General features: G+C 56.4%; 22 protein-coding genes. 17 read left to right on the top strand and 5 right to left on the bottom strand.

Features of this window, described 5'->3' with window-relative positions; all coding sequences use genetic code 11:
* Nucleotides 1–13 precede the first annotated feature (13 nt).
* Complete coding sequence (locus tag ACOTXR_RS02480; protein ID WP_058689943.1) at nt 14–1,495, bottom strand: alpha/beta hydrolase; 1,482 nt, start codon at nt 1,493–1,495, stop codon at nt 14–16.
* A 266-nt stretch (nt 1,496–1,761) separates the two neighbouring features.
* Here ACOTXR_RS02480 and ACOTXR_RS02475 point away from each other — a divergent pair, with 266 nt between their 5' ends.
* The 7 genes from ACOTXR_RS02475 to ACOTXR_RS02445 are packed head-to-tail and all read left to right on the top strand — an operon-like array spanning nt 1,762 to nt 8,595.
* Nucleotides 1,762–2,616 (top strand): MurR/RpiR family transcriptional regulator, encoded by an 855-nt coding sequence (locus ACOTXR_RS02475; RefSeq protein ID WP_014883891.1) that lies wholly within the window; start codon nt 1,762–1,764, stop codon nt 2,614–2,616.
* Nucleotides 2,617–2,628: 12 nt separating this feature from the next.
* A complete protein-coding gene (gene ddpX, locus ACOTXR_RS02470) occupies nt 2,629–3,204 on the top strand; it encodes a D-alanyl-D-alanine dipeptidase (protein ID WP_014883892.1) in 576 nt (191 codons plus the stop codon).
* A gap of 15 nt (nt 3,205–3,219) precedes the next feature.
* The gene (locus ACOTXR_RS02465; protein WP_058689942.1) at nt 3,220–4,752 is read left to right on the top strand and encodes an ABC transporter substrate-binding protein; all 1,533 of its coding nucleotides are present in this window, start codon (nt 3,220–3,222) and stop codon (nt 4,750–4,752) included.
* A gap of 22 nt (nt 4,753–4,774) precedes the next feature.
* Nucleotides 4,775–5,797 (top strand): ABC transporter permease, encoded by a 1,023-nt coding sequence (locus ACOTXR_RS02460; protein ID WP_421766976.1) that lies wholly within the window; start codon nt 4,775–4,777, stop codon nt 5,795–5,797.
* A complete protein-coding gene (ddpC, locus tag ACOTXR_RS02455; RefSeq protein WP_014883895.1) occupies nt 5,794–6,690 on the top strand; it encodes a D,D-dipeptide ABC transporter permease in 897 nt (298 codons plus the stop codon). The genes ACOTXR_RS02460 and ddpC overlap by 4 nt, the downstream gene beginning before the upstream one ends.
* Nucleotides 6,687–7,673 carry an ABC transporter ATP-binding protein gene (locus ACOTXR_RS02450; RefSeq protein ID WP_014883896.1) on the top strand — a complete coding sequence of 329 codons (987 nt, stop codon included), beginning with the start codon at nt 6,687–6,689 and terminating at the stop codon, nt 7,671–7,673. The genes ddpC and ACOTXR_RS02450 overlap by 4 nt, the downstream gene beginning before the upstream one ends.
* Nucleotides 7,666–8,595, top strand: a complete 930-nt coding sequence (locus ACOTXR_RS02445; protein ID WP_058689941.1) for an oligopeptide/dipeptide ABC transporter ATP-binding protein — start codon at nt 7,666–7,668, stop codon at nt 8,593–8,595. The genes ACOTXR_RS02450 and ACOTXR_RS02445 overlap by 8 nt, the downstream gene beginning before the upstream one ends.
* On the opposite strand, the gene ACOTXR_RS02440 is transcribed toward ACOTXR_RS02445, so the two are convergent.
* Entirely contained in the window at nt 8,592–9,341 is a 750-nt protein-coding gene (locus ACOTXR_RS02440) for an SDR family NAD(P)-dependent oxidoreductase (RefSeq protein WP_058689940.1), read from the bottom strand. The genes ACOTXR_RS02445 and ACOTXR_RS02440 overlap by 4 nt on opposite strands.
* A gap of 133 nt (nt 9,342–9,474) precedes the next feature.
* Between ACOTXR_RS02440 and ACOTXR_RS02435 the strand changes: the two genes are divergently transcribed.
* The gene (locus ACOTXR_RS02435; protein ID WP_045282128.1) at nt 9,475–10,380 is read left to right on the top strand and encodes a LysR family transcriptional regulator; all 906 of its coding nucleotides are present in this window, start codon (nt 9,475–9,477) and stop codon (nt 10,378–10,380) included.
* A 23-nt stretch (nt 10,381–10,403) separates the two neighbouring features.
* On the opposite strand, the gene ACOTXR_RS02430 is transcribed toward ACOTXR_RS02435, so the two are convergent.
* Complete coding sequence (locus tag ACOTXR_RS02430) at nt 10,404–10,832, bottom strand: OsmC family protein (RefSeq protein ID WP_014883900.1); 429 nt, start codon at nt 10,830–10,832, stop codon at nt 10,404–10,406.
* 75 nt (nt 10,833–10,907) lie between these two features.
* The gene (locus tag ACOTXR_RS02425) at nt 10,908–11,789 is read right to left on the bottom strand and encodes a LysR family transcriptional regulator (protein WP_014883901.1); all 882 of its coding nucleotides are present in this window, start codon (nt 11,787–11,789) and stop codon (nt 10,908–10,910) included.
* Between the two features lie 110 nt (nt 11,790–11,899).
* On the opposite strand from ACOTXR_RS02425, the gene ACOTXR_RS02420 reads away from it, so the two are divergent.
* The 6 genes from ACOTXR_RS02420 (at nt 11,900) to adhP (ending at nt 18,567) form a co-directional block, all read left to right on the top strand.
* A complete protein-coding gene (locus tag ACOTXR_RS02420) occupies nt 11,900–12,751 on the top strand; it encodes a Vmh family MBL fold metallo-hydrolase (protein WP_032628979.1) in 852 nt (283 codons plus the stop codon).
* Nucleotides 12,752–12,983: 232 nt separating this feature from the next.
* Nucleotides 12,984–13,199, top strand: a complete 216-nt coding sequence (gene bdm, locus ACOTXR_RS02415; protein ID WP_058689939.1) for a biofilm-dependent modulation protein — start codon at nt 12,984–12,986, stop codon at nt 13,197–13,199.
* A 95-nt stretch (nt 13,200–13,294) separates the two neighbouring features.
* Complete coding sequence (gene sra, locus ACOTXR_RS02410) at nt 13,295–13,432, top strand: stationary-phase-induced ribosome-associated protein (protein WP_008501714.1); 138 nt, start codon at nt 13,295–13,297, stop codon at nt 13,430–13,432.
* A gap of 176 nt (nt 13,433–13,608) precedes the next feature.
* Nucleotides 13,609–15,306, top strand: a complete 1,698-nt coding sequence (locus ACOTXR_RS02405; protein WP_014883904.1) for an NAD-dependent malic enzyme — start codon at nt 13,609–13,611, stop codon at nt 15,304–15,306.
* A gap of 344 nt (nt 15,307–15,650) precedes the next feature.
* On the top strand, nt 15,651–17,360 hold the full coding sequence (locus ACOTXR_RS02400; RefSeq protein ID WP_058689938.1) for an ABC-F family ATP-binding cassette domain-containing protein: 1,710 nt from the start codon (nt 15,651–15,653) through the stop codon (nt 17,358–17,360).
* A 196-nt stretch (nt 17,361–17,556) separates the two neighbouring features.
* Nucleotides 17,557–18,567 carry an alcohol dehydrogenase AdhP gene (adhP, locus tag ACOTXR_RS02395; RefSeq protein ID WP_023330465.1) on the top strand — a complete coding sequence of 337 codons (1,011 nt, stop codon included), beginning with the start codon at nt 17,557–17,559 and terminating at the stop codon, nt 18,565–18,567.
* Nucleotides 18,568–18,607: 40 nt separating this feature from the next.
* Here the strand turns inward: adhP and araJ are convergent, their stop codons facing one another.
* On the bottom strand, nt 18,608–19,783 hold the full coding sequence (araJ, locus tag ACOTXR_RS02390; protein WP_023337333.1) for an MFS transporter AraJ: 1,176 nt from the start codon (nt 19,781–19,783) through the stop codon (nt 18,608–18,610).
* A gap of 166 nt (nt 19,784–19,949) precedes the next feature.
* On the opposite strand from araJ, the gene ppk2 reads away from it, so the two are divergent.
* The 3 genes from ppk2 to ACOTXR_RS02375 all read left to right on the top strand — a co-directional run bounded on the left by ppk2 (nt 19,950) and on the right by ACOTXR_RS02375 (nt 21,382).
* Nucleotides 19,950–20,768, top strand: coding sequence for a polyphosphate kinase 2 (gene ppk2, locus ACOTXR_RS02385; RefSeq protein ID WP_014883908.1), 819 nt, complete (start codon nt 19,950–19,952; stop codon nt 20,766–20,768).
* 102 nt (nt 20,769–20,870) lie between these two features.
* Nucleotides 20,871–21,059: a hypothetical protein gene (locus ACOTXR_RS02380; RefSeq protein WP_023330470.1), complete on the top strand. Its 189-nt coding sequence runs from the start codon at nt 20,871–20,873 to the stop codon at nt 21,057–21,059.
* Entirely contained in the window at nt 21,059–21,382 is a 324-nt protein-coding gene (locus ACOTXR_RS02375; protein WP_023337335.1) for a CcdB family protein, read from the top strand. The genes ACOTXR_RS02380 and ACOTXR_RS02375 overlap by 1 nt, the downstream gene beginning before the upstream one ends.
* Nucleotides 21,383–21,419: the final 37 nt, after the last annotated feature.

Genomic DNA, 21,419 nt, shown 5'->3' with positions numbered 1-21,419 from the left:
CAACAGAAGAACGTTACTTTTTCTCATCCCCGATTCGGCTGTTGATCCTCTCCTCCATGTAGCCGTAGAACGGGTTTGAGGTGACCCGCATAAGCGCCTCTTTCCCGACGCTCAATACAGAGGTTTCCCCCCAGAGCGCTATCGTCCCCAGGCTAATGCCGTAGCGGTTTTTCACGTCAGGCTCCCGGCCATAGAGATCGTCATTCGGCGGGAACGGCACCGCAACGTGCGACAGGGAATAGACATCCTGCGGCCAGGACTGCCCAAGCGGCACGACCGTCTCGTGAGTGCTTCCTGCCGGGGTGATTTTCGCTACCGTTGAGAAACTGTGTTCATTCGCATTGGCAATAATCGTGACAGTGTAACGTCTATCGGCAGTAGGCAGCAGCGCTGAGGTGGCCGTCCAGGACGAGGGCTTGAACAGCGGACGGAAGCTCGCCGCCTGGTTGATATCAAATACCACCAGCTCGCTGCCATTTGCCGGAAGCTGATCAAACAAGCCGTTCACCACCGCGCGGGTGCTGACGGTGGAATCCATCACCGACTGGAATGCCAGAACCGGCGGCAGCGTTGCCAGCCTGTTTTCCCGCGCCTCCCGGCCAATCTGCTCCTGCAGCGCCTTCGTCAACAGCCACGACTGGCGGGCGGCGTTCACCGGGAACGAGTTGTATTTATACGGGTTATATTCCGGGGAAATATTCAGCCACGCCGCTTTGGCAAACGCCGGGAGCAGCGCCGGTAACCCGGCGAAACCGGCGAATCGTGCGAATGCCGTCACGCCGATCATCGGCGACAGCAGCACCAGCTGCTGCGGCTTACGCAGCGCTGGCGCGTCAAGTGCATCGAGGGCATATTTCATCGCCAGCGCCCCGCCGTTGGAATAGCCCACCAGATGCAGGGGCACATTTTCTCCCGCCAGACGCGTCGCTTCCCGAACGGCAAGGCGCGTCGCCGCCAGCCACATCTCCCAGTCAACGTCCGTCAGCGCGCCAGGCGCGGTGCCGTGTCCGGGCAGGCGCGGAACCACGGCCACAAAGCCGTGGGCCTGATAATTCTGAGCAAGATGTCTGACGCTATAGGGTGAATCCGTCAGTCCATGGAGCAACACCACCGCGCCGCGCGGCTTTCCGGCTGGCATGAGTACAAAAGAGCGGTTGGCATCCGGTGAAAACTGACCCGGCCAGACCAGGCTCTGGCGGTAATAGCGGTTTAGCGGCGATTGTTCCTCATGCTCTGTTTTTGCCGTCACCGCGGTATTAAGATCGGCGAAAATGGCATTTTCGCGGGCAACATACCCGGCAAAGTCGGCGCCATCGAGCTCGCGTACGGACATCTCATCTGCCCGCCAGGTATGCCAGAGATGCAGTTCAGGCCCCTGCTGCGAGAGATAGACCCGCACTGCCAGCAGGACGACCAGTACGATCCCCACCACCATCGCTATTTTCTTAACAAGCACCATCAGATGCTCGCTGACTCGCCAGGGCCAATTCGCCATGCCGGGATCCCTTTCATGTCTACTGTGTTTCTATCTTATCAAAAATGTGAACGGGCTGACGTATTCACCAAATTCATACGTGCAGATTCTGTCACTGCACCAAAAGTGAACTACGCTGCACAAATGTTGATCATCCGTTAACTAAATATTGCATGAAGTTTACAGCAGAGCAGGCATTCCCTCGCCTGTGTTCCTGGCACGCGTCATGCATTGTTAACGAGGTAACACAAGATCGGCTTTTGACAGCGTGTTAACAGCGAGGCGGTATGACGACGAAACCTGAGATGTTGAGCCGTATCGAAACGATGTTTAGCCAGTTCACGCCCAGCGAAAAACGGGTCGGAAGCTGGTTGCTTGCCCACGCCGCGCAGATACCGTTTGAAACGGCTGAAAGCGTCGGTCAGGCGAGCGGGACGAGCGGGATCACCGTGGGACGCTTTCTGCGCAAGCTGGGCTACCGCAACCTGGAGGATGTCAAAAAGAGCCTGCGCGATCCGTATCAGCCCTGGGGTATGAACGAACGTCTGGACTCCTGGCAACAGCAGCGCCCCCTGCCCAACCGCCTTCAGCACGCCCTTTCGCTGGAAGTGGACGCCATCACGCAGGTGTATCAGCTCGCGCAAACGGACGTCTTCCGCCAGGTCGTACACAACCTGGCCCATGCGGATGCGGTGTTTGTGCTGGGGATCCAGTCCACCCGCGGGATTGCCAACGCCTTCTTCAGCCACCTTGAGTACCTGCGCCCGCGCGTGAGCTATTCGGAGGGGGCATCCGGAAGCTGGGTGGAATCCCTCAACTCGGGGTTTTCGCACCCTTATGTCGTGCTGACCGATACGCGCGCCTACTCCGCGATGGCCCGCCAGTACTGCCGCGTCGCGAGCGAAAAAGGCATTCCGCTGGCCTTAATCACCGACATCTGGTGTCCGTGGGCGCGGGATTATCCGATGGACTTACTGCAGGTGAAAACCGATACCGGTCATTTCTGGGATTCACTTGCCCCCGTGAGCTGTTTGTTCAACCTGCTGCTGTCGGGCGTGGTGGAAGCGTTGGGTGATGCGCTCCCGGCACGTCTGGCGGTAAACCGGCAATTACAACAAGAGTTTGGTCAATTCGAACGCTAAAGGAGCGGAGCTATGCCCGAAGAGAGTGAACTGATTGATGTGGCGAAGACATTTCCCACGCTGCATATCGATCTGAAGTACGCCACTGCCGACAACATCACCGGTCGCCCGATCTACCAAGAGGCGCTGTGCCTGCTGCATACCGACGCCGCCACCGCGCTGGCAAAAGCCATCAGCATTGCCACGCTGGCCGGGCTGAAGCTGGTGGTGTACGACGCCTACCGACCGCAGCAGGCGCAGGCCCAGCTGTGGGATGCCTGCCCGAACCCGGAGTATGTGGTCGACGTTGCGATTGGCTCCAATCACAGTCGCGGCACGGCCATCGACGTCACGCTGATGGACGAACACAATACCGTGCTGGATATGGGCGCCGGTTTTGACGAAATGCACGACCGCTCGCATCCGTATCACCCTTCCGTACCGCCGCACGCCCAGCGCAACCGTCTGCTGCTGAATGCCATCATGTTCGGTGGCGGTTTTGTCGGTATCAGCAGCGAATGGTGGCACTTTGAACTGCCGAACGCCGCCAGCTACCCGCTGCTTGATGACCGTTTTGCCTGTTTTCCCCTGACGCACACCCCTCTTTAAACCTGGAGCACTGCCATGAAAACATCGCTTCTCACGACCCTGATCGCCGCCACGCTGGTAATGAACGCTCCGCTGGCGCTGGCTGCCGTCCCGAAAGACATGCTGGTGATTGGTAAAGCCGCCGACCCGCAAACGCTCGACCCTGCCATCACCATTGATAACAACGACTGGACCGTCACCTATCCGTCCTATCAGCGTCTGGTCAAGTACAAGCCAGGCTCTACCGAGGTGGAGGGCGATCTCTCGACAGGCTGGAAAGCGTCCGACGACCAGAAAGAGTGGACCTTTACCCTGGCGGATAACGCGAAATTCTCCGACGGCACGCCGGTCACCGCCGAAGCGGTAAAACGCTCTTTTGAACGCCTGCTGAAGCTCGGCCAGGGGCCGTCTGAAGCCTTCCCGAAAGATCTGAAAATTGATGCGGTAGATGACCATACGGTGAAATTCACCCTCAGCCAGCCGTTTGCCCCCTTCCTTTACACGCTGGCAAATGACGGGGCATCCATCATTAACCCGGCAGTGCTGAAGGCAAATGCCGCGGACGATGCGCGCGGTTTCCTGGCGCAAAACACCGCCGGTTCCGGGCCGTTTATGCTCAAAAGCTGGCAGAAAGGCCAGCAGCTGGTGCTGGTGCCTAACCCACACTGGCAGGGTGAAAAACCGCACTTTAAGCGTGTATCGGTAAAAATTATCGGAGAGAGCGCCTCCCGCCGATTGCAGCTTTCCCGCGGCGATCTGGACATTGCCGACTCCCTGCCGGTCGATCAGCTCTCGGCCCTGAAGCAGGAAGGAAAAGTCGCCGTCGCGGAATACCCGTCCCTGCGCGTGACCTATCTCTACCTCAACAACAGCAAAGCGCCGCTCAATCAGGTGGATTTACGTCGAGCCATTTCATGGGCGACGGACTACCAGGGCATGGTGAAAGGCATTCTGAGCGGCAACGGCAAGCAGATGCGCGGCCCGATCCCGGAAGGCATGTGGGGCTTTGACGCCACGGCAATGCAGTACAGCTATGATGAGGCCAAAGCGAAAGCGGCGCTGGAGAAGGTCAAAGACAAGCCCGCCAGCCTGACCTTCCTTTACTCGGATAACGATCCGAACTGGGAACCTATCGCCCTCTCAACCCAGGCCAGCCTCGGCAAGATCGGCATTAACGTCAAGCTGGAGAAACTGGCGAACGCCACCATGCGCGACCGCGTCGGTAAAGGCGATTACGACATTGCAATCGGTAACTGGAGCCCGGACTTTGCCGACCCCTATATGTTCATGAACTACTGGTTCGAATCAGACAAAAAAGGGCTGCCGGGCAACCGTTCATTCTATGAAAACAAAGAGGTCGACTCGCTGCTGCAGGCCGCGCTGAAAACCACCGATCAGGCAGAACGCACCAAAGATTACCAGCAGGCGCAAAAAGTGGTGATTGACGAGGCGGCCTACGTTTATCTGTTCCAGAAGAACTATCAGCTGGCGATGAACAAAGAGGTTAAAGGCTTCACCTTTAATCCGATGCTTGAGCAGGTGTTCAACATCGCCACCATGAGTAAATAACGAATTCGCCGGGGGAAAGTGTATGACGTTCTGGAGCATTGTGCGCCAGCGCTGCTGGGGATTACTCCTGGTGGTGGCCGGTGTCTGTATCATTACCTTTATTATTTCACACATGATCCCCGGCGATCCGGCCCGTCTGCTGGCCGGAGACCGTGCCAGCGACGACATCGTGCAAAACATCCGCCAGCAACTGGGGCTGGATCAGCCGCTGTATATCCAGTTTGGTCGCTACGTCGATGCTCTCGCCCATGGCGATCTCGGCACGTCCATTCGTACCGGACGTCCGGTTGCACAAGACCTGAAGGCCTTTTTCCCTGCCACGCTGGAGCTGGCCTTTTGCTCCCTGCTACTGGCGCTGGTCATCGGCGTGCCGTTGGGGATTTTGTCGGCGGTCTATCGCAACCGCTGGCTGGACCATCTGGTGCGATTAATGGCGATGACCGGCATTTCCACACCAGCCTTCTGGCTCGGTCTGGGCGTTATTGTGCTTTTCTACGGGCACCTGCAGATCCTGCCGGGCGGCGGCAGACTGGAAGACTGGCTCGATCCGCCGACGCACGTCACCGGGTTTTACCTGCTGGATGCCCTGCTGGAGGGCAACGTCGAGGTCTTTCTCAATGCGCTTCAGCATCTGATTTTACCCTCGCTGACGCTGGCGTTTGTTCACCTGGGCATCGTGGCGCGTCAGGTGCGTTCCGCGATGCTGGAGCAGCTTAGCGAGGACTACATCCGCACGGCGCGCGCCAGCGGCCTGCCTGGCTGGTATATCGTCCTGCGTTACGCTCTGCCCAATGCGATGATCCCGTCGATTACCGTGCTCGGGCTGGCGCTGGGCGATTTGCTGTACGGTGCAGTACTGACCGAAACCGTCTTTGCCTGGCCGGGGATGGGTGCCTGGGTGGTGACGTCCATTCAGGCGCTCGATTTCCCTGCCGTGATGGGCTTCGCTGTCGTCGTCTCTCTGGCCTACGTATTGGTGAATCTGGTGGTCGATCTGCTTTATCTATGGATTGACCCGCGAATTGGGCGCGGAGGTGCCGAATGATGTTAACGCAGGAAACGCCCGTCCCGGTTAAAACTGCCAGACAACGTATCAACTGGGCAAAACTGTTCTGGATGCTGCGACAAAGCCCACTCACGATAGTTGGCGGCGTGATTATGATTGCGATGCTCCTGGTGATGGTGACCTCACCGTGGATTGTGCCGCATGACCCGAACGCGCTGGATCTGACCGCCCGTCTGCAGGCACCGTCCGCACAACACTGGTTTGGTACCGATGAAGTGGGACGCGATCTGTTCAGCCGCGTCCTGGCAGGCAGCCAGCAGTCGATCGCCGCCGGGCTGGCGGTGGTGGTGATTGCAGGCGGCATTGGCTCGCTGCTGGGCTGTTTGTCCGGCGTACTGGGTGGGCGCGGTGACGCCATCATCATGCGGGTGATGGACATCATGCTCTCTATACCCTCTCTGGTGCTGACCATGGCGCTGGCTGCCGCGCTCGGCCCGAGCCTGTTTAACGCCATGCTGGCGATCGCCATTGTCCGCATTCCGTTTTACGTCCGTCTGGCGCGCGGCCAGACGCTGGTGGTCCGCCAGTTTACCTACGTGCAGGCCGCCCGCACGTTTGGCGCATCGCGCTGGCATTTGATCCGCTGGCATATTCTGCGTAATGCCCTGCCGCCGCTGATTGTGCAGGCTTCGCTGGACATTGGTAGCGCTATTCTGATGGCCGCGACGCTGGGGTTTATTGGTCTGGGTGCACAGCAGCCGACCGCCGAATGGGGGGCGATGGTGGCCGTTGGCCGTAACTACGTTCTCGACCAGTGGTGGTATTGCGCCTTTCCCGGTGCGGCCATTTTGATTACCGCCGTGGGTTTTAACCTGTTCGGTGACGGTATCCGCGACCTGCTGGATCCGAAGTCAGGAGGGAAACAGTCATGACCGAATCGGTATTACGCATTGAAGACCTGCACCTGAGCTTCCCGATTTTTCGCGGTGAGGTCCACGCGCTGAATAACGTCTCGCTGGAGATCAAAAGGGGTGAGATCGTCGGCGTGGTGGGCGAATCGGGATCGGGGAAATCCGTGACCGCAATGCTCGCCATGCGGCTGCTGCCGGAAGGCAGCTACCGGATCCATCAGGGCCAGGTGATGCTACTGGGTGAAAATGTCCTCGCGGCATCTGAGAAACAGCTCCGCCAGTGGCGCGGCGCCAGAGTGGCGATGATTTTTCAGGAGCCGATGACCGCCCTCAATCCGACGCGACAGATTGGCAAACAGATGGTGGAGGTGATCCGCCAGCATCGACCACTTTCCCGGCGGGAGGCGCAACAAAAGGCGATTACCCTGCTGGAAGAGATGCAAATCCCGGACGCGCACCAGGTGATGGCGCGTTATCCGTTCGAACTCTCCGGCGGCATGCGCCAGCGGGTGATGATCGCCCTTGCCTTCTCCTGCGAGCCGGAGCTGATCATTGCCGACGAACCGACCACCGCACTGGACGTTACCGTCCAGCTGCAGGTGCTGCGCTTGCTGAAGCATAAGGCGCGGGCCAGCGGCACCTCTGTGCTGTTTATCAGCCATGATATGGCCGTGGTATCCCAGCTCTGCGACAGAATGTATGTGATGTATGCCGGTAGCGTGATAGAGAGCGGCGCCACGCAAACGCTGATCCATGCCCCAGTTCATCCCTACTCCATTGGCCTGCTGAAGTGTGCGCCGGAGAACGGTCAGCCGCGCGATCTGCTCCCGGCCATCCCCGGCACCGTCCCCAACCTCAGCCAGCTTCCGCAGGGATGCGCATTCCGCGATCGCTGCTTTGCCGCCGGGGCGAAATGCAGCGAAACCCCGCGCTTACACCCCCATGGCGCAGAAGGCCAACAGGCCGCCTGCTGGTATCCGCAACAGGAGAAACCCCATGTCTGATGTGCTGCTGGAACTGGATAGCGTGCACGTAAACTTTGCGGCACGTAAAAACTGGCTGGGCCGCGTCACCGAGCAGGTGCATGCGCTCAACGGACTCGATCTGCAGATCCGCCGGGGAGAAACGCTGGGCATTGTCGGGGAATCCGGCTGCGGTAAAAGCACGCTGGCCCAGCTGCTGATGGGCATGCTTAAGCCCAGCGCCGGGGCATACCAGCGGGTAAACCACGCGGGCGGCATGCAGATGGTGTTTCAGGACCCGCTCTCGTCGCTCGATCCGCGCTTGCCGGTCTGGCGCATCATCACCGAGCCGGTGTGGGTGCAAAAACGCAGCCCCGAACGGGAACGCCGACAGATGGCGGAAAACCTGGCGTTGCAGGTTGGCATTCGTCCGGAATATCTCGACCGGCTACCGCACGCCTTTTCCGGCGGCCAGCGCCAGCGCATCGCCATCGCCCGGGCTCTCTCGTCCGATCCGGACATCATCGTGCTCGACGAACCGACCAGCGCGCTGGATATCTCCGTGCAGGCGCAAATCCTCAATCTGCTGGTGACCCTGCAACAGCAGCGTAATCTGACTTATGTGTTAATTTCGCATAACGTCTCGGTGGTCCGACACATGAGTGACCGCGTGGCGGTAATGTACCTCGGGCAGATTGTGGAGCTGGGCAGTGCCGCCCAGGTGCTGGGGGAACCGCGCCATCCTTATACCCGTCTGTTGCTCGATTCGGTTCCCCGCACCGGTGAACCGCTGGACGAAACGCTGGCGTTACGCAAAACGGAGCTTCCCGGAAACCGTCACCTGCCCAAAGGCTGCTTTTTCCGCGACCGTTGCCCGCTGGCCACGCAGGGGTGTGAAGATCCCCAGGCTTTACAGCCCTCTCACGAGGGCCGTCACGTTCGCTGCTGGCTCAGCCTGGGTTAGATTTGCGCCATCCCGCCGTCCACAAACAGCTCGGTGGCGTTAATAAAGCTGGCCGCATCGGAGGCCAGGAACGCCACCGCTTTCCCTACTTCACCCGGCGCGCCTAAACGTCCGAGCGGGACCTGCGCGGCCAGCGCATCGTACAGCCCCTGACGGTGTTCTTCCGGCACCAAATCACCGAGACCCGGGGTTTTGATTGGGCCCGGACTCACCACGTTGACGCGGATCCCGCGGCCCTGCAAATCCAGCGCCCAGGAGCGGGCAAAGTTGCGAACGGCGGCCTTACTGGCGCTGTAGACGCTAAAGTTTGCCGTCCCCTTAATGGAGACCGTCGAGCCGGTCAGAATAATCGACGATCCGGCGGATAAGAGCGGCAGCGCCTTCTGCACCGTAAAGAGCACGCCGCGGACGTTAGTCCCGAAAATACGGTCAAACTGCTCTTCGGTGATCGCGCCCAGCGGCAGCATATTACCGCCCCCCGCATTGGCGAACAGGATATCCAGACGGCCTTCCTCTTTTGCAATCCGGGCATAAACCTCATCCAGATCGCCGAGTTTAGAGACATCCGCACGAATGCCCACTGCCGTTGAAGCAATTTCAGCCACCGCCGCGTCCAGCTCGGCCTGACGACGTCCGGTGATGTACACCTTCGCCCCCTGAGCCGCCAGCTCCTGCGCCGTGGCAAGACCAATACCGGTACTGCCGCCGGTTACCAGTGCAATTTTTCCTGAAAGAGTCGTGTTCATGTCATTTACCTTTTGTTGGGCTTGATTTGCGCGCTTTCGCTCGCGTTGAACAAACTTTAGCCCTTGCAGCATTAATAAAAAATGGGCAAAAATGAAAATGACTATTCACATACAGAAATAATCAGAGGGCCTGATGGACCAGTTAATGGCAATGCGTGCCTTTACGCGGGTGGTGGAATCCGGCAGTTTTACGCGCGCGGCGGATTCGCTGAATATGCCGATAGCCACCCTGAGCAAACTGGTGAAATCTCTCGAAACGCATCTTGAGATCCGCCTCCTGCACCGCACCACCCGCCGGGTCGTCACCACGCCTGAGGGGGCGGAATACTATGAAAAAGCACTCAGGGTGCTGATTGATATCGAAGATATTGACACCTCTTTTCGCGTTTCTCGCGCGACGCCAAAGGGGCATCTGCGCGTCGACATCGGCGGCTCCACCGCCCGCGACGTGCTCATCCCCCTGCTACCAGATTTCATGCAGCGCTACCCGGATATCCGGATCGATCTTGGGGTGGCCGACCGGCCCGTAGACTTAATCAGCGGTAACGTAGACTGTGTTATTCGCGGCGGCCCGCTGAACGACTCAACACTTATTGCCCGACATCTTGGCAATGCTGAAATGGTTACCTGCGCGACGCCGGGTTATCTGAAGAATCATGGCGTCCCGGCCTATCCGCAGGAGCTGCGCAACGGCCACAAATTGATAAGCTATCTCTCTCCGGTCACCGGGCGGGCCTTTCCGTTTCGCTTCAGACAGGATGGCGAGGCGCTGGAAATCAGCATTCCACACTATCTCGGCGTCAATGAAAGCAATGCCCATCTCGCGGCTGCCGCGGCGGGACTTGGGATTGTTCAGACTTTTGAGTATTCGGCAAACCACTATTTGCAGACGGGAACATTGACGGCAATCCTGAGCGACTGGCGCCCTGCGGCCTATCCGTTTCATGTGGTTTACCCCCAAAACCGGCATTTAACGCACCGCCTGAAGGTATTTATTGCCTGGCTGGCGGAGGTATTCCCCGCCGCGCTGAAGGGATAGCCGGGCGCGAACCCGGCTGGGGCTTAGTTGAGTTTGTAATCGAGCGTGATGTCGGCTTTCAGCAGCTGCGACACCGGGCAGCCTGCTTTCGCTTTCTGAATGATGCCGTCAAACTGCTGAGGCGCGATGCCGGGAACAGTCACCTTGCTTTTCAGCGCAACCTTTGTGATGGCAAAACCGCCGTCGGTTTTATCCAGCGAGACGTCTGCAGTGGTATCAATGGAATCGGCGGTATAGCCCGCCTCACCCAGCATCAGCGAAAGCGCCATCGAGAAACAGGCGGCGTGTGCCGCGCCAATCAGCTCCTCAGGGTTGGTCCCCTTTTCACCCTCAAAGCGGGTGTTAAAGCCATAAGGCTGCTGATTGAGAACGCCGCTCTCGGTAGAAACCGTTCCTTTCCCGCGTTTAATGTCGCCAGACCAGTGTGCTGAACCGTGCTTATGAATAGTCATTCTTGCTCTCCTTTTGGCTTACAAAGGATTAAGTATAGAAGGCTACTCAGATTCTGCGGCGAAGATAGAAGAGTCTTAGCCACTGAACACATGTTGCGCCAGTGCATCAAGGAATGCGCGCAGTGCGGCAGGTTGATATTCCCGGGACTGGTAAATGCCATGGATGGCAAGCGGTTTCGGCTCCAGCACGCTCAGAACCGGCACCAGTAATCCCTGCGCCAGCGCGTCAGATGCCTCACGCTCCGGCAACATGGCGATACCGCAGTGGTTAATCGCGGCGTCCATCAACAGCGATGAGATGCTGGCGCTCAGGTTGCCGCTGACGGCCACGCTCAGGCTTTCACCTTCCGGTGTAAGAAAATGCCAGGACTGCCCGGCGAAAAAGCTGTAGTGCAGGCAATTATGCTGCGCTAAATCTTCTGGACTGACGGGCGTTCCGTGCTGAGCAAGATAGTCCGGCGAGGCGCAAAGGACTGAACGACACTCCCCGAGTCGGCGGGCGATCATGCCCGGTTCGGGGGTGTCGGTAATGCGTACGGCGACATCAATACGCTCCCCTACCAGGCTCACCGGGTGGTTGTTCACATCCAGCTCGATGCGCAGCTGCGGGTAGCGCGCGAGCAGCCCGGGGAGCACCGGCGCAATCAGGTGCATGGCGGTAAAGTGTGCACAGGCGACCCGCAGCGTGCCTGACGGCAAATCTTTCTCCGACTGGCCCTCAATCTCCTGCGAGAGCTGCGAAAGCGTCCGCGTTTTCTGCAACACTTTTTCGCCGGCTGCGGTCAGCGTCAGCTTGCGCGTGGAGCGGTTAACCAGCCGTGTTCCCGCCCACTTTTCCATTTGTTCCAGGTAGCGGCTCACCATCGGTCGCGAGATCCCCAATGCGCGGGCCGCCGCGCTCAAACTTCCCAGCTCGCATATCCGGTTGTAGACCTGAGCGGCAATAACGCGATCCATATACGCTCCATTTGCTCGATTTATGAAACTAAGCATGTCTTGTTTCAGGAATTCTGGCAAATACAAATATCCGTACAATAGAGACTTTCCTGAACCACAGAGACATGATGATGAAGCTTACTCGCCTTGCACTGCTTTGCGCCCTTTTCACACCGGCTGTTTTTGCCGCGCCGTTGACCATTGACACGTATAACCCGCAGGAAAAAGGCATTTTCGCGGTCTCTTCCACGCTGGTCTCTGGCCCGAAAGAAGCCGTTCTGTTTGACGCTCAGTTCAGCGTGAAAGATGGCGAAGCGCTGGTGGAGAAAATTCGCCGCAGCGGTAAAACGCTGAACAAGATTGTGATCACTTCCGGCGATCCGGATTTCTATTTTGGTCTGCAACCGCTGGTAAAAGCCTTCCCGAATGCCAAAGTGGTGGCCACGCAGCAGGTGGTTGACCATATTAAGGCCACCAAAGACGCCAAACTCGCCTTCTGGGGCCCGCAGATGAAAGACGGCGCGCCAACGACGCTGGTCGTTCCGCAGGTGCTCGCCTCAACCACGTTTATGGTTGACGGGGAAAAGATCGACATTGAACAACCAGACAGTTACGCGGCTTACGTGTGGATCCCGTCTGCGAAAACGATCCTCGGTGGCACCGGTGTCTCCTGGGGTATTCACGTCTGGACGGCAGATACCCAGACGCCTGCTCGCCGCCAGCAGTGGCAGCAAACCCTGGACAATATGGCTGCGCACAAACCTGAACGCGTGATCCCGGGTCACTATCTTGGGACTCCGCCTGCCGGAACGGGCGCGATTGATTTTACGCGTGGCTACCTGCAGCATTTTGAACAGGCTTTATCCGCACACAAAGACTCCGCGGGCGTTATCGGCGCGATGAAAAAACAGTACCCGGATCTTGCCGAAGAGAGCTCCCTGGAATTAAGCGCCAAAGTAAATACCGGCGAAATGAAGTGGTAAGTTAAAAACGGCTCCTGCTATATTTCCCCCATAGCAGGAGCACCGCCAAAATATCCTCGTTGCCCAACGTCCATTTATCCCCACGTTTTAAAAGTGCATAAAAGCATGCACTTATGACATTTTCGTTTCTAAGATGAATCTTAGCCACAACGGGTAAAATATTTGCCATTCTGTTTATGAATTACATTTTTTGCGAGCCGTACCATTAAACAGACAACGACACGGAGGCAGCATGTTTACTTATTACCCGGCTAATACTGCAGCAGCACAACCTGAGCTCGTTAACGCGATTGCGCAGGGTCTTCACGCCGAACACGGTGCTGTGACTGAAGATGACATTTTGATGGAACTGACCAGGTGGGTGGAATCCACGGATAATGACATCCTCAGTGACATCTACCAGCAGACCATTAACTACGTCGTCAGCGGGCGAAACGCAACTTTGTAAAAACCTGCTAAGCTGGATCTGCAACCTAAGGGGTTACATTTCGTTTGCGTAAGCAAACTGGTCCTTAAAACTATCAACAGGATTGAGGAGTTAACATGAAATCGAACCGTCAGGCACGCCACATTCTGGGACTGAACTACAAGCTTTCTAATCAGCGTAAAGTGGTGATTGAAGGCGACCACGAGACGCAAGTCACTCACGCCACCGGCAGAAAACGCCACGCAGGCAAGTAAGTTCCAGACTGAGACAGAGAACACCATCGGCAAAACCGATGGTGTTTTTGTTTATGTGTTGCGGTAATTAATATTCAGCTCCTTTATAATACCGCCCGACCGCACCCCATCGCACAGGCCAGAAAGATGACAAACAGCAGTGTCAGGGACGGATCTTCAAAAAAAGAGTGAGTGACATGGACAACAAACTGAAAAAACATCGTTCCTTATATATCCCTTATGCCGGACCGGTTTTACTCGAATTCCCCCTGCTCAACAAAGGTAGCGCCTTCAGCATGGAAGAGCGCAGCAGCTTCAACCTGCTGGGTTTACTGCCCGAAGTGGTTGAAACCATCGAAGAACAGGCAGAGCGCGCGTGGATCCAGTATCAGGGCTTCAAAACCGAAATCGACAAGCACATCTACCTACGCAACATTCAGGACACCAATGAAACCCTCTTCTACCGCCTGGTGCAGAACCATCTGGAAGAGATGATGCCGGTGATCTATACCCCGACCGTGGGTGCTGCCTGCGAGCGTTTCTCTGAGATCTACCGTCGCTCCCGCGGGGTATTCATTTCTTACCAGAACCGTCACAACATGGACGATATTCTGCAGAACGTGCCTAACCACAACATCAAAGTCATTGTGGTCACTGACGGCGAGCGCATTTTGGGTCTGGGTGACCAGGGCATCGGCGGGATGGGTATTCCGATCGGTAAGCTGTCACTGTACACCGCCTGTGGCGGCATCAGCCCGGCGTATACCCTGCCGGTGGTGCTGGATGTGGGTACCAATAACCAGCAGCTGTTGAACGATCCCCTGTATATGGGCTGGCGTCATCCGCGTATTACCGACGAAGAGTATTACCAGTTTGTTGACGATTTCATCCAGGCCGTGAAACACCGCTGGCCGGACGTGCTGCTGCAGTTCGAAGACTTTGCGCAGAAGAACGCGATGCCGCTGCTGAACCGCTATCGCGATGAGATCTGCTCCTTTAACGACGATATCCAGGGCACCGCAGCCGTGACCGTGGGTACGCTTATCGCCGCCAGCCGCGCAGCCGGCAGCCAGCTGAGCTACCAGAAAATCGTCTTCCTCGGGGCAGGCTCCGCAGGCTGCGGTATCGCCGAACAGATTATTGCCCAGACGCAGCGTGAAGGCCTGAGTGAAGAGCTGGCCCGCTCCCGCGTGTTTATGGTTGACCGTTTCGGCCTGCTGACCGACGGTATGCCGAACCTGCTGCCGTTCCAGACCAAACTGGTGCAGAAACGCGAGAACCTGAAAAACTGGGATACTGACAACGAAGTCCTCTCCCTGCTGGACGTGGTGCGCAACGTGAAGCCGGATATTCTGATCGGCGTTTCCGGACAAACCGGCCTCTTCACGGAAGAGATTATTCGTGAGATGCACAAGCACTGCGAGCGCCCTATCGTGATGCCGCTTTCCAACCCGACCTCCCGCGTGGAAGCGACGCCGCAGGACATCATCGCCTGGACCGAAGGTAACGCGCTGGTTGCGACCGGCAGCCCGTTCGATCCGGTGGTATGGAAGGATAAAACCTATCCGATTGCCCAGTGCAACAACTCCTATATCTTCCCGGGTATTGGTCTGGGCGTGATCGCCTCCGGCGCGTCTCGCATTACCGATGAGATGCTGATGTCCGCGAGCGAAACCCTCGCGGGCCACTCGCCGCTGGTCAATGATGGTGAAGGGCTGGTACTGCCTGAGCTGAAGGACATCCACAAGGTGTCGCGCGCTATCGCGTTTGCGGTAGGTAAAATGGCGCAGCAGCAGGGCGTGGCGGTGAAAACCTCTGCCGACGCGCTGCAGCAGGCTATTGACGATAACTTCTGGAAGCCTGAATACCGCAGCTATCGCCGTACCTCGATTTAATTTGCTCCGACCGTTCCCTCTCCCCGTGGGAGAGGGTTAGGGTGAGGGCATCAGACCGCATCATCGAATCCCACTAGCCAAACCCCCTTTCCCCCGCTACACTCCTTTCATCCATTAACCTACTGAATATATAAGGAGGCAAATTATGCTGTACTGTGAAATTTTCAATGTTTCACATACATTTGGTGATCGCACCCGCTCAAGCGTTATCGGTATCGTGCTGCGATAACTTCTGCTTGAGCGAAGACACCAACCCCTGAAATCCCTTCTCTCGGGCTTACTGAGTTATCGTCAGCGATGTTTGACGAGGCATAAACATGCCTGTAACTCTTGGGTAAGCAACAATGAGCACTTTACTCACTGCACAATCTTTACGTGTTGATACGGCGTTTGGCACGCTCTTCGACTCCCTTTCTTTTACGCTGAAAAAAGGCGCCCGCATTGGCCTGCTGGGCGATAACGGCTGCGGAAAAAGTACGCTTTTAAAGGTGCTTGACGGCACAGACTCCCCCGCCGCCGGTACGGTAGCGCTGGCCGGGCACTGCCTGATGGCGCGCATTGAGCAACATCTTCCGGACGCTATTTTCCCGCTGACCATGCTGGATGCCGTACTCGCACAGCTGCCTTTAGCTGAGCGCGATAGCCTGCGCTGGAAAGCCGAAACGCTGCTGGCCGGCATGGGCTTTACCCCGCAGGATATGACGCTGCGCTCCGCCACGCTGAGCGGCGGGCAACACACCCGGCTGCTGCTGGCGCGGGCGTTGATTCACGAGCCGGATCTGCTCCTGCTGGATGAACCCAGTAACCACCTCGATTTGCCGACCATGCTCTGGCTGGAACATTTTTTACAGAACTGGTCAGGCAGCTTCGTGCTGGTCTCGCACGACCGACAGTTGCTGGATGCCGTCACAAACGGCAGCTGGATCCTGCGCGATAAAACGCTGCACTACTTTGCCCTTCCCTGCACGGCCGCACGCAAGGCGCTTGAAGCAAAAGATGAAAGCGACGCGCAGCGCCACAAGGCGGAGCAAAAGGAGATCGACCGCGTGACCGCCAGCGCGAAGCGGCTGGCGACCTGGGGCAAGGTTTACGATAACGAAGACCTGGCCCGGAAAGCCAAACAGATGGAAAAACAGGTCGAACGGCTGAAGGAGAGCCAGACGGCGCTTACGGCTGGCAGCCAGTGGACGTTAACCCTGCGCGGCGATGCGCTTCGCGCCGACCGTCTGCTGGAGATAGAAAACCTCGGCGTGCCGCCTGCGCCGGGGCTTTCTGAGTTGTTTAACATCGACATCGCGCGTCTGAAAAGCGGCGATCGCGTGGCGATTGTGGGTCGTAACGGCTGCGGAAAATCGTCCCTGATGAAGCTTATCTGGCGCTGTTTTAGCAATGAGCAGAGCGATACGGGGCTGAAACTTCATCCACGCGTGTCAGCTGGTTATTACGATCAGACGCTGAACCAGCTGCCAGATGACGCCACGCTGTTTGACGCGCTGGAGCCGTTCGCGCCCGACCCGCAACACAGAAAAATGGCGCTCATCAGCGCCGGATTTCCGTGGGCGCGTCACGGACAAAACGTCAGTACGCTCAGCGGTGGCGAACGCTCTCGACTGCTGTTTGTCGGCCTGACGCTTGCCCGCTATAGCCTGCTGATGCTCGATGAGCCGACCAACCATCTCGACATGGAGGGCAAAGAGGCGCTGGCGCAAACCCTGCAGCAGTTTGAGGGCGGCGTCCTGCTGGTCAGCCACGACCGTCAGTTAATTAGCCAAAGCTGCAACCGTTTCTGGTTAATTGAAGAGGGAAAGCTGAGCGAATGGCATGATGCAGAAGCGGTATTCGAGCGGCTGCGTGAAAGCGCGGGACTGGTAACATCCCCAGCTCCCGTCGACGCCACGACCATGCCTGTATCCCCCTCTGACGATCTGCTTGAACGGCTGGTCGCACTGGAAACATTGCTGGAAGACGATCTGGCGCGGAAGCCAAAGCATCAGAAACCACAGCTGCAGGCTCAATGGCGTAAAGAAATTAAGGAGATAGAAGCACAGCTGTAACGCTGCGCCCGGCGAGCCTCTCGTCGGGCCAGTATTTTCCCCCTTAATTATTAGAGGAACGCCGTATTCTTATTCTGAAATCGCATTAAATGATGACATTATGTTGCGGGTGCCTTGCATTACAGCGCTTAAGCATTAATCCTTGAGGAGTATTACACCTGCTATGCAGATACTCATCATGAACAAGGAGATACACATGAAGGCTGCTGTTGTTACTCAGGATCATCAGGTTAACGTTACCGAAAAAACCTTGCGCCCGCTCAAGCACGGGGAAGCCCTGCTGAAGATGGAATGCTGTGGCGTATGCCATACCGATCTTCACGTAAAGAACGGTGACTTTGGCGATAAAACCGGGGTGATCCTGGGCCATGAAGGGATTGGCATCGTCAAAGAAATCGGCCCTGGCGTGACGTCGCTGAAGGTCGGCGATCGCGCAAGCGTAGCCTGGTTCTTTGAGGGCTGTGGTCACTGTGAATACTGTAATACCGGCAACGAAACCCTGTGCCGCGATGTAAAAAATGCCGGTTACTCCGTTGATGGCGGCATGGCGGAAGAGTGCATCGTCACCGCCGATTACGCGGTAAAAGTACCGGACGGCCTGGATTCTGCTGCCGCCAGCAGCATCACCTGCGCCGGTGTCACCACTTACAAAGCGGTGAAGATCTCAGGTATTAAACCGGGCCAGTGGATTGCCATTTATGGTCTGGGTGGACTGGGCAACCTTGCGCTGCAGTATGCTAAAAACGTCTTTAACGCCAAGGTCATCGCGTTGGATGTTAATGACGAACAGCTGAAGCTTGCCGCCAGCATGGGTGCGGATTTGACCATCAACTCCCGCAGTGAAGATGCCGCTAAAATTGTGCAGGAAAAAACCGGCGGCGCACATGCTGCTGTCGTCACTGCCGTCGCAAAAGCGGCCTTCAACTCCGCGGTGGATGCCGTGCGCGCCGGTGGTCGCGTGGTCGCGGTTGGTCTGCCACCGGAAGCGATGAGCCTGGATATTCCGCGCCTGGTGCTGGACGGCATTCAGGTGGTGGGTTCACTGGTTGGTACCCGTCAGGATCTGCAGGAAGCGTTCCAGTTTGCGGCGGAAGGTAAAGTGGTACCGAAGGTGACAATGCGTCCAATCGAAGACATCAACGCCATCTTCAAAGAGATGGAACAGGGTCAGATCCGTGGCCGTATGGTGATTGATTTACGCTCATAAGCGCTCATCATTTATCACCGCTCCCGAAAGGGAGCGGTTTTCATACAGCCGTACGAGCCTTAACGTGTGACTGTCTTGTCCGCAGATATCCGTACAACAGCAATGCGCTCATGGCCGAGAATGAGAGTATCGCCGCTGGTAGCGTGACGTAACGCCAGCTAAAGCCAAGGGTAATCATCATCCCGCCAAAGTACGCGCCAATCGCACTGCCGAGATTAAATGCCATCTGTCCCCCTGCCGCCCCCAGCATCTCACCGCCCTTCGCATTTTGCAGAAGGAGGATTTGCAGCGGCGCAGAGAGCGCAAACAGCCCGGCACAGCAGATAAAGCCCATGACCAGCGAGGCCGTTTTCTGTTCGCCAGTGGCAAAAAGCAGCAGCAGTGAGGCGACAATCACCATATCGGTGGTGGCGGCAATGCGCAGTGGGCTAAAGCGACCAGAGAGTTTACCGCTTAACAGATTGCCCAACACCATCCCAAGACCCATCAGCATCATGATGGCGGTCATCACCCCTTCCGAAAAACCGGAGACGTTAACCATAAAGGGCTTAACGAAGCTGAACCACGCAAATACACCGGCGTTACCAAACATAGTGGCGGCAAAAATCAGCCACGGTTCTGGTCTTTTCAGAAACTGGAACTGCTCGGTCAATTTGATTTCTGATTTGTCATGGAGGTGTGGCACCCAAAGGATAACCGACAGGATCACCAGCGCATCGAACACCGCAATCAGGAAAAAGGTATAGCGCCAGTTAAATGCGTGCCCCAGCCAGGTACCCAGCGGGACACCGACCAGGTTAGCCACGGTCATACCGGCGATCATCCCGGCCACGGCAACCGTTACCTTCCCCGGTGGCGCTATTTTAGAGAGGATAATCGCCCCGACGCCAAAAATGGCCCCGTGCGGAAAACCAGAAATTAAACGCCCCAGCGCCAGCCAGAAATAGGACGTGGAGAAAGTAAACAGCGCATTGCCGACAGCGCACATCGCCACCAGGAACAACAGCGTGGTTTTTAACGAGAACTTGCCCGAAAAGAGCGCCACAATCGGGGCACCAATCACCACGCCGAAAGCATAAAACGAAATCATATTCCCGGCCGAGGGAATAGAAATGCCGGTATCGTGCGCCAGTTCGGTGAGCACACCCATAATGCCAAATTCAGCCATCCCCAGGCCAAACGTGCCAAGCGCCAACGAAAAAATTGTCTTTTTCATACCACGACCACAGGTTAAAAACTCGCGACGGGCATTATTGAACAAACTTGTATGGTGAGCCAGTTCAAATCAGCTGGCTGACACGTTAATCCATTAATTCAGGTGGATTACACTTCATAGTGCGGCCTCGCTTTTTCCCGCGCCGGACAACCTGAGGATGACAATCATGGGAAGCAAGAAGAAAACCAGTGTCGCTGTTGATGTCGAAAAAAATGCCCCGCTGAAAACCAAAGAGTACGAAAAAGAGCTTCGTCGCCTCCACGTTGAACTGGTGAAGCTCCAGCAGTGGGTCGTCGCCAAAGGGTTAAAAGTGTGTATTGTTTTTGAAGGGCGCGATGGCGCCGGTAAAGGGGGCACCATAAAAGCGATCACCGAGCGCGTCAGCCCGCGCGTTTTCCGCGTTGTTGCCCTTCCCGCCCCCACCGAGAAAGAGAAAACCCAGCTCTATTTTCAGCGTTATGTTCCCCATCTGCCCGCTGCCGGGGAGATCGTGATATTCGACCGAAGCTGGTACAACCGCGCGGGCGTCGAGCGGGTCATGGGGTTCTGCACGCCGGAACAGGTGGAGAAGTTTCTCGACGGTACGCCGGTGATGGAAAAAGCGATGGTTGACGCCGGGATTATTCTGCTGAAGTACTGGCTCGAGGTGACACCGAAAGAGCAGGAGCGCCGTTTACGTGACCGTATTAACGACGGTCGTAAAATATGGAAGCTCTCGCCGATGGATATTAAATCGTTTAACCTGTGGGATGAATATACCGTAGCGCGCGATGCCATGTTTGCGGCAACCGATACCGCCTGGGCACCGTGGTATGTGGCCCGTTCGGAAGATAAAAAACGCGTGCGGCTGAATATTATTTCGCATCTCCTGACGCAGATCCCGTATAAAGAAATTCACGTTGAAAAGGTGGAATTACCGAAACGTAAAATTGGCAAAGTGAAACCGACGAAATACCCGTTCCGTTATGTGGAAGAGCGGTTCTAAGATTACTGGAAGACGGCTCGCAGAATGTAGATTACCAGGGGAAAAGGTATTGTTTTTTGTTGGCTGCGGTTGATAATGGCCGCACCAACAAAGGAGATACGAATGAAACACACAGTTGACCACACCCTCTCGCGAAGCATTAAACCAACAGTACCGTCGAGCCATACCTCACCAGACTCCGTTGCGCCGTGTCAGTCATCAGATGCGGATCGTTCATTCATTCACTCAATGAATGAGTTTGTGGAAAAACATGGAACTATTACTGATGATGAGTTTTTCAGGGTGCTTTAATGCTGAGACAATTTAATGTTTACCGGAATACCTCTACAGCAACTAGGGATAAGCTGCCTTACTATATGCTCATTCAGGATGATTATTATGATGATCTTGCCACGCGCGTAATTGTGCCACTTGCGAGAGTGAATAAATTACCGTTATGGCAGAGTCAGCTGGCACCAGCCGTAAATATCGATTTTGAAACGTTTCTAATTTATTCACCCATGATAACCAACCTTAACAACAATAAAATTAACCCCAAAGATTTTGTTTGTAATTTACGTAACACACGTCATGATGTTATAGCCGCAATTGATCGTTTATTAACTAATACATGACGCCAGTCGGCCAGGCATTTGTCCTGCCCGCGCAAGC

It is taken from the genome of Enterobacter cloacae complex sp. IR53030 (assembly GCF_049238365.1).
In the GTDB taxonomy this organism is placed as follows: domain Bacteria; phylum Pseudomonadota; class Gammaproteobacteria; order Enterobacterales; family Enterobacteriaceae; genus Enterobacter; species Enterobacter kobei.
Note: the sequence above shows the minus strand (reverse complement) of the source record. Positions and strands in the feature narration are given on the sequence as shown.

Bases quoted from the DNA above. Each gene is read 5' to 3' on its own strand.
- ACOTXR_RS02480 (WP_058689943.1), bottom strand. From the start codon at position 1,495: ATGGCGAATTGGCCCTGGCGAGTCAGCGAGCATCTGATGGTGCTTGTT.
- ACOTXR_RS02475 (WP_014883891.1), top strand. From the start codon at position 1,762: ATGACGACGAAACCTGAGATGTTGAGCCGTATCGAAACGATGTTTAGC.
- ddpX (WP_014883892.1), top strand. From the start codon at position 2,629: ATGCCCGAAGAGAGTGAACTGATTGATGTGGCGAAGACATTTCCCACG.
- ACOTXR_RS02465 (WP_058689942.1), top strand. From the start codon at position 3,220: ATGAAAACATCGCTTCTCACGACCCTGATCGCCGCCACGCTGGTAATG.
- ACOTXR_RS02460 (WP_421766976.1), top strand. From the start codon at position 4,775: ATGACGTTCTGGAGCATTGTGCGCCAGCGCTGCTGGGGATTACTCCTG.
- ddpC (WP_014883895.1), top strand. From the start codon at position 5,794: ATGATGTTAACGCAGGAAACGCCCGTCCCGGTTAAAACTGCCAGACAA.
- ACOTXR_RS02450 (WP_014883896.1), top strand. From the start codon at position 6,687: ATGACCGAATCGGTATTACGCATTGAAGACCTGCACCTGAGCTTCCCG.
- ACOTXR_RS02445 (WP_058689941.1), top strand. From the start codon at position 7,666: ATGTCTGATGTGCTGCTGGAACTGGATAGCGTGCACGTAAACTTTGCG.
- ACOTXR_RS02440 (WP_058689940.1), bottom strand. From the start codon at position 9,341: ATGAACACGACTCTTTCAGGAAAAATTGCACTGGTAACCGGCGGCAGT.
- ACOTXR_RS02435 (WP_045282128.1), top strand. From the start codon at position 9,475: ATGGACCAGTTAATGGCAATGCGTGCCTTTACGCGGGTGGTGGAATCC.
- ACOTXR_RS02430 (WP_014883900.1), bottom strand. From the start codon at position 10,832: ATGACTATTCATAAGCACGGTTCAGCACACTGGTCTGGCGACATTAAA.
- ACOTXR_RS02425 (WP_014883901.1), bottom strand. From the start codon at position 11,789: ATGGATCGCGTTATTGCCGCTCAGGTCTACAACCGGATATGCGAGCTG.
- ACOTXR_RS02420 (WP_032628979.1), top strand. From the start codon at position 11,900: ATGAAGCTTACTCGCCTTGCACTGCTTTGCGCCCTTTTCACACCGGCT.
- bdm (WP_058689939.1), top strand. From the start codon at position 12,984: ATGTTTACTTATTACCCGGCTAATACTGCAGCAGCACAACCTGAGCTC.
- sra (WP_008501714.1), top strand. From the start codon at position 13,295: ATGAAATCGAACCGTCAGGCACGCCACATTCTGGGACTGAACTACAAG.
- ACOTXR_RS02405 (WP_014883904.1), top strand. From the start codon at position 13,609: ATGGACAACAAACTGAAAAAACATCGTTCCTTATATATCCCTTATGCC.
- ACOTXR_RS02400 (WP_058689938.1), top strand. From the start codon at position 15,651: ATGAGCACTTTACTCACTGCACAATCTTTACGTGTTGATACGGCGTTT.
- adhP (WP_023330465.1), top strand. From the start codon at position 17,557: ATGAAGGCTGCTGTTGTTACTCAGGATCATCAGGTTAACGTTACCGAA.
- araJ (WP_023337333.1), bottom strand. From the start codon at position 19,783: ATGAAAAAGACAATTTTTTCGTTGGCGCTTGGCACGTTTGGCCTGGGG.
- ppk2 (WP_014883908.1), top strand. From the start codon at position 19,950: ATGGGAAGCAAGAAGAAAACCAGTGTCGCTGTTGATGTCGAAAAAAAT.
- ACOTXR_RS02380 (WP_023330470.1), top strand. From the start codon at position 20,871: ATGAAACACACAGTTGACCACACCCTCTCGCGAAGCATTAAACCAACA.
- ACOTXR_RS02375 (WP_023337335.1), top strand. From the start codon at position 21,059: ATGCTGAGACAATTTAATGTTTACCGGAATACCTCTACAGCAACTAGG.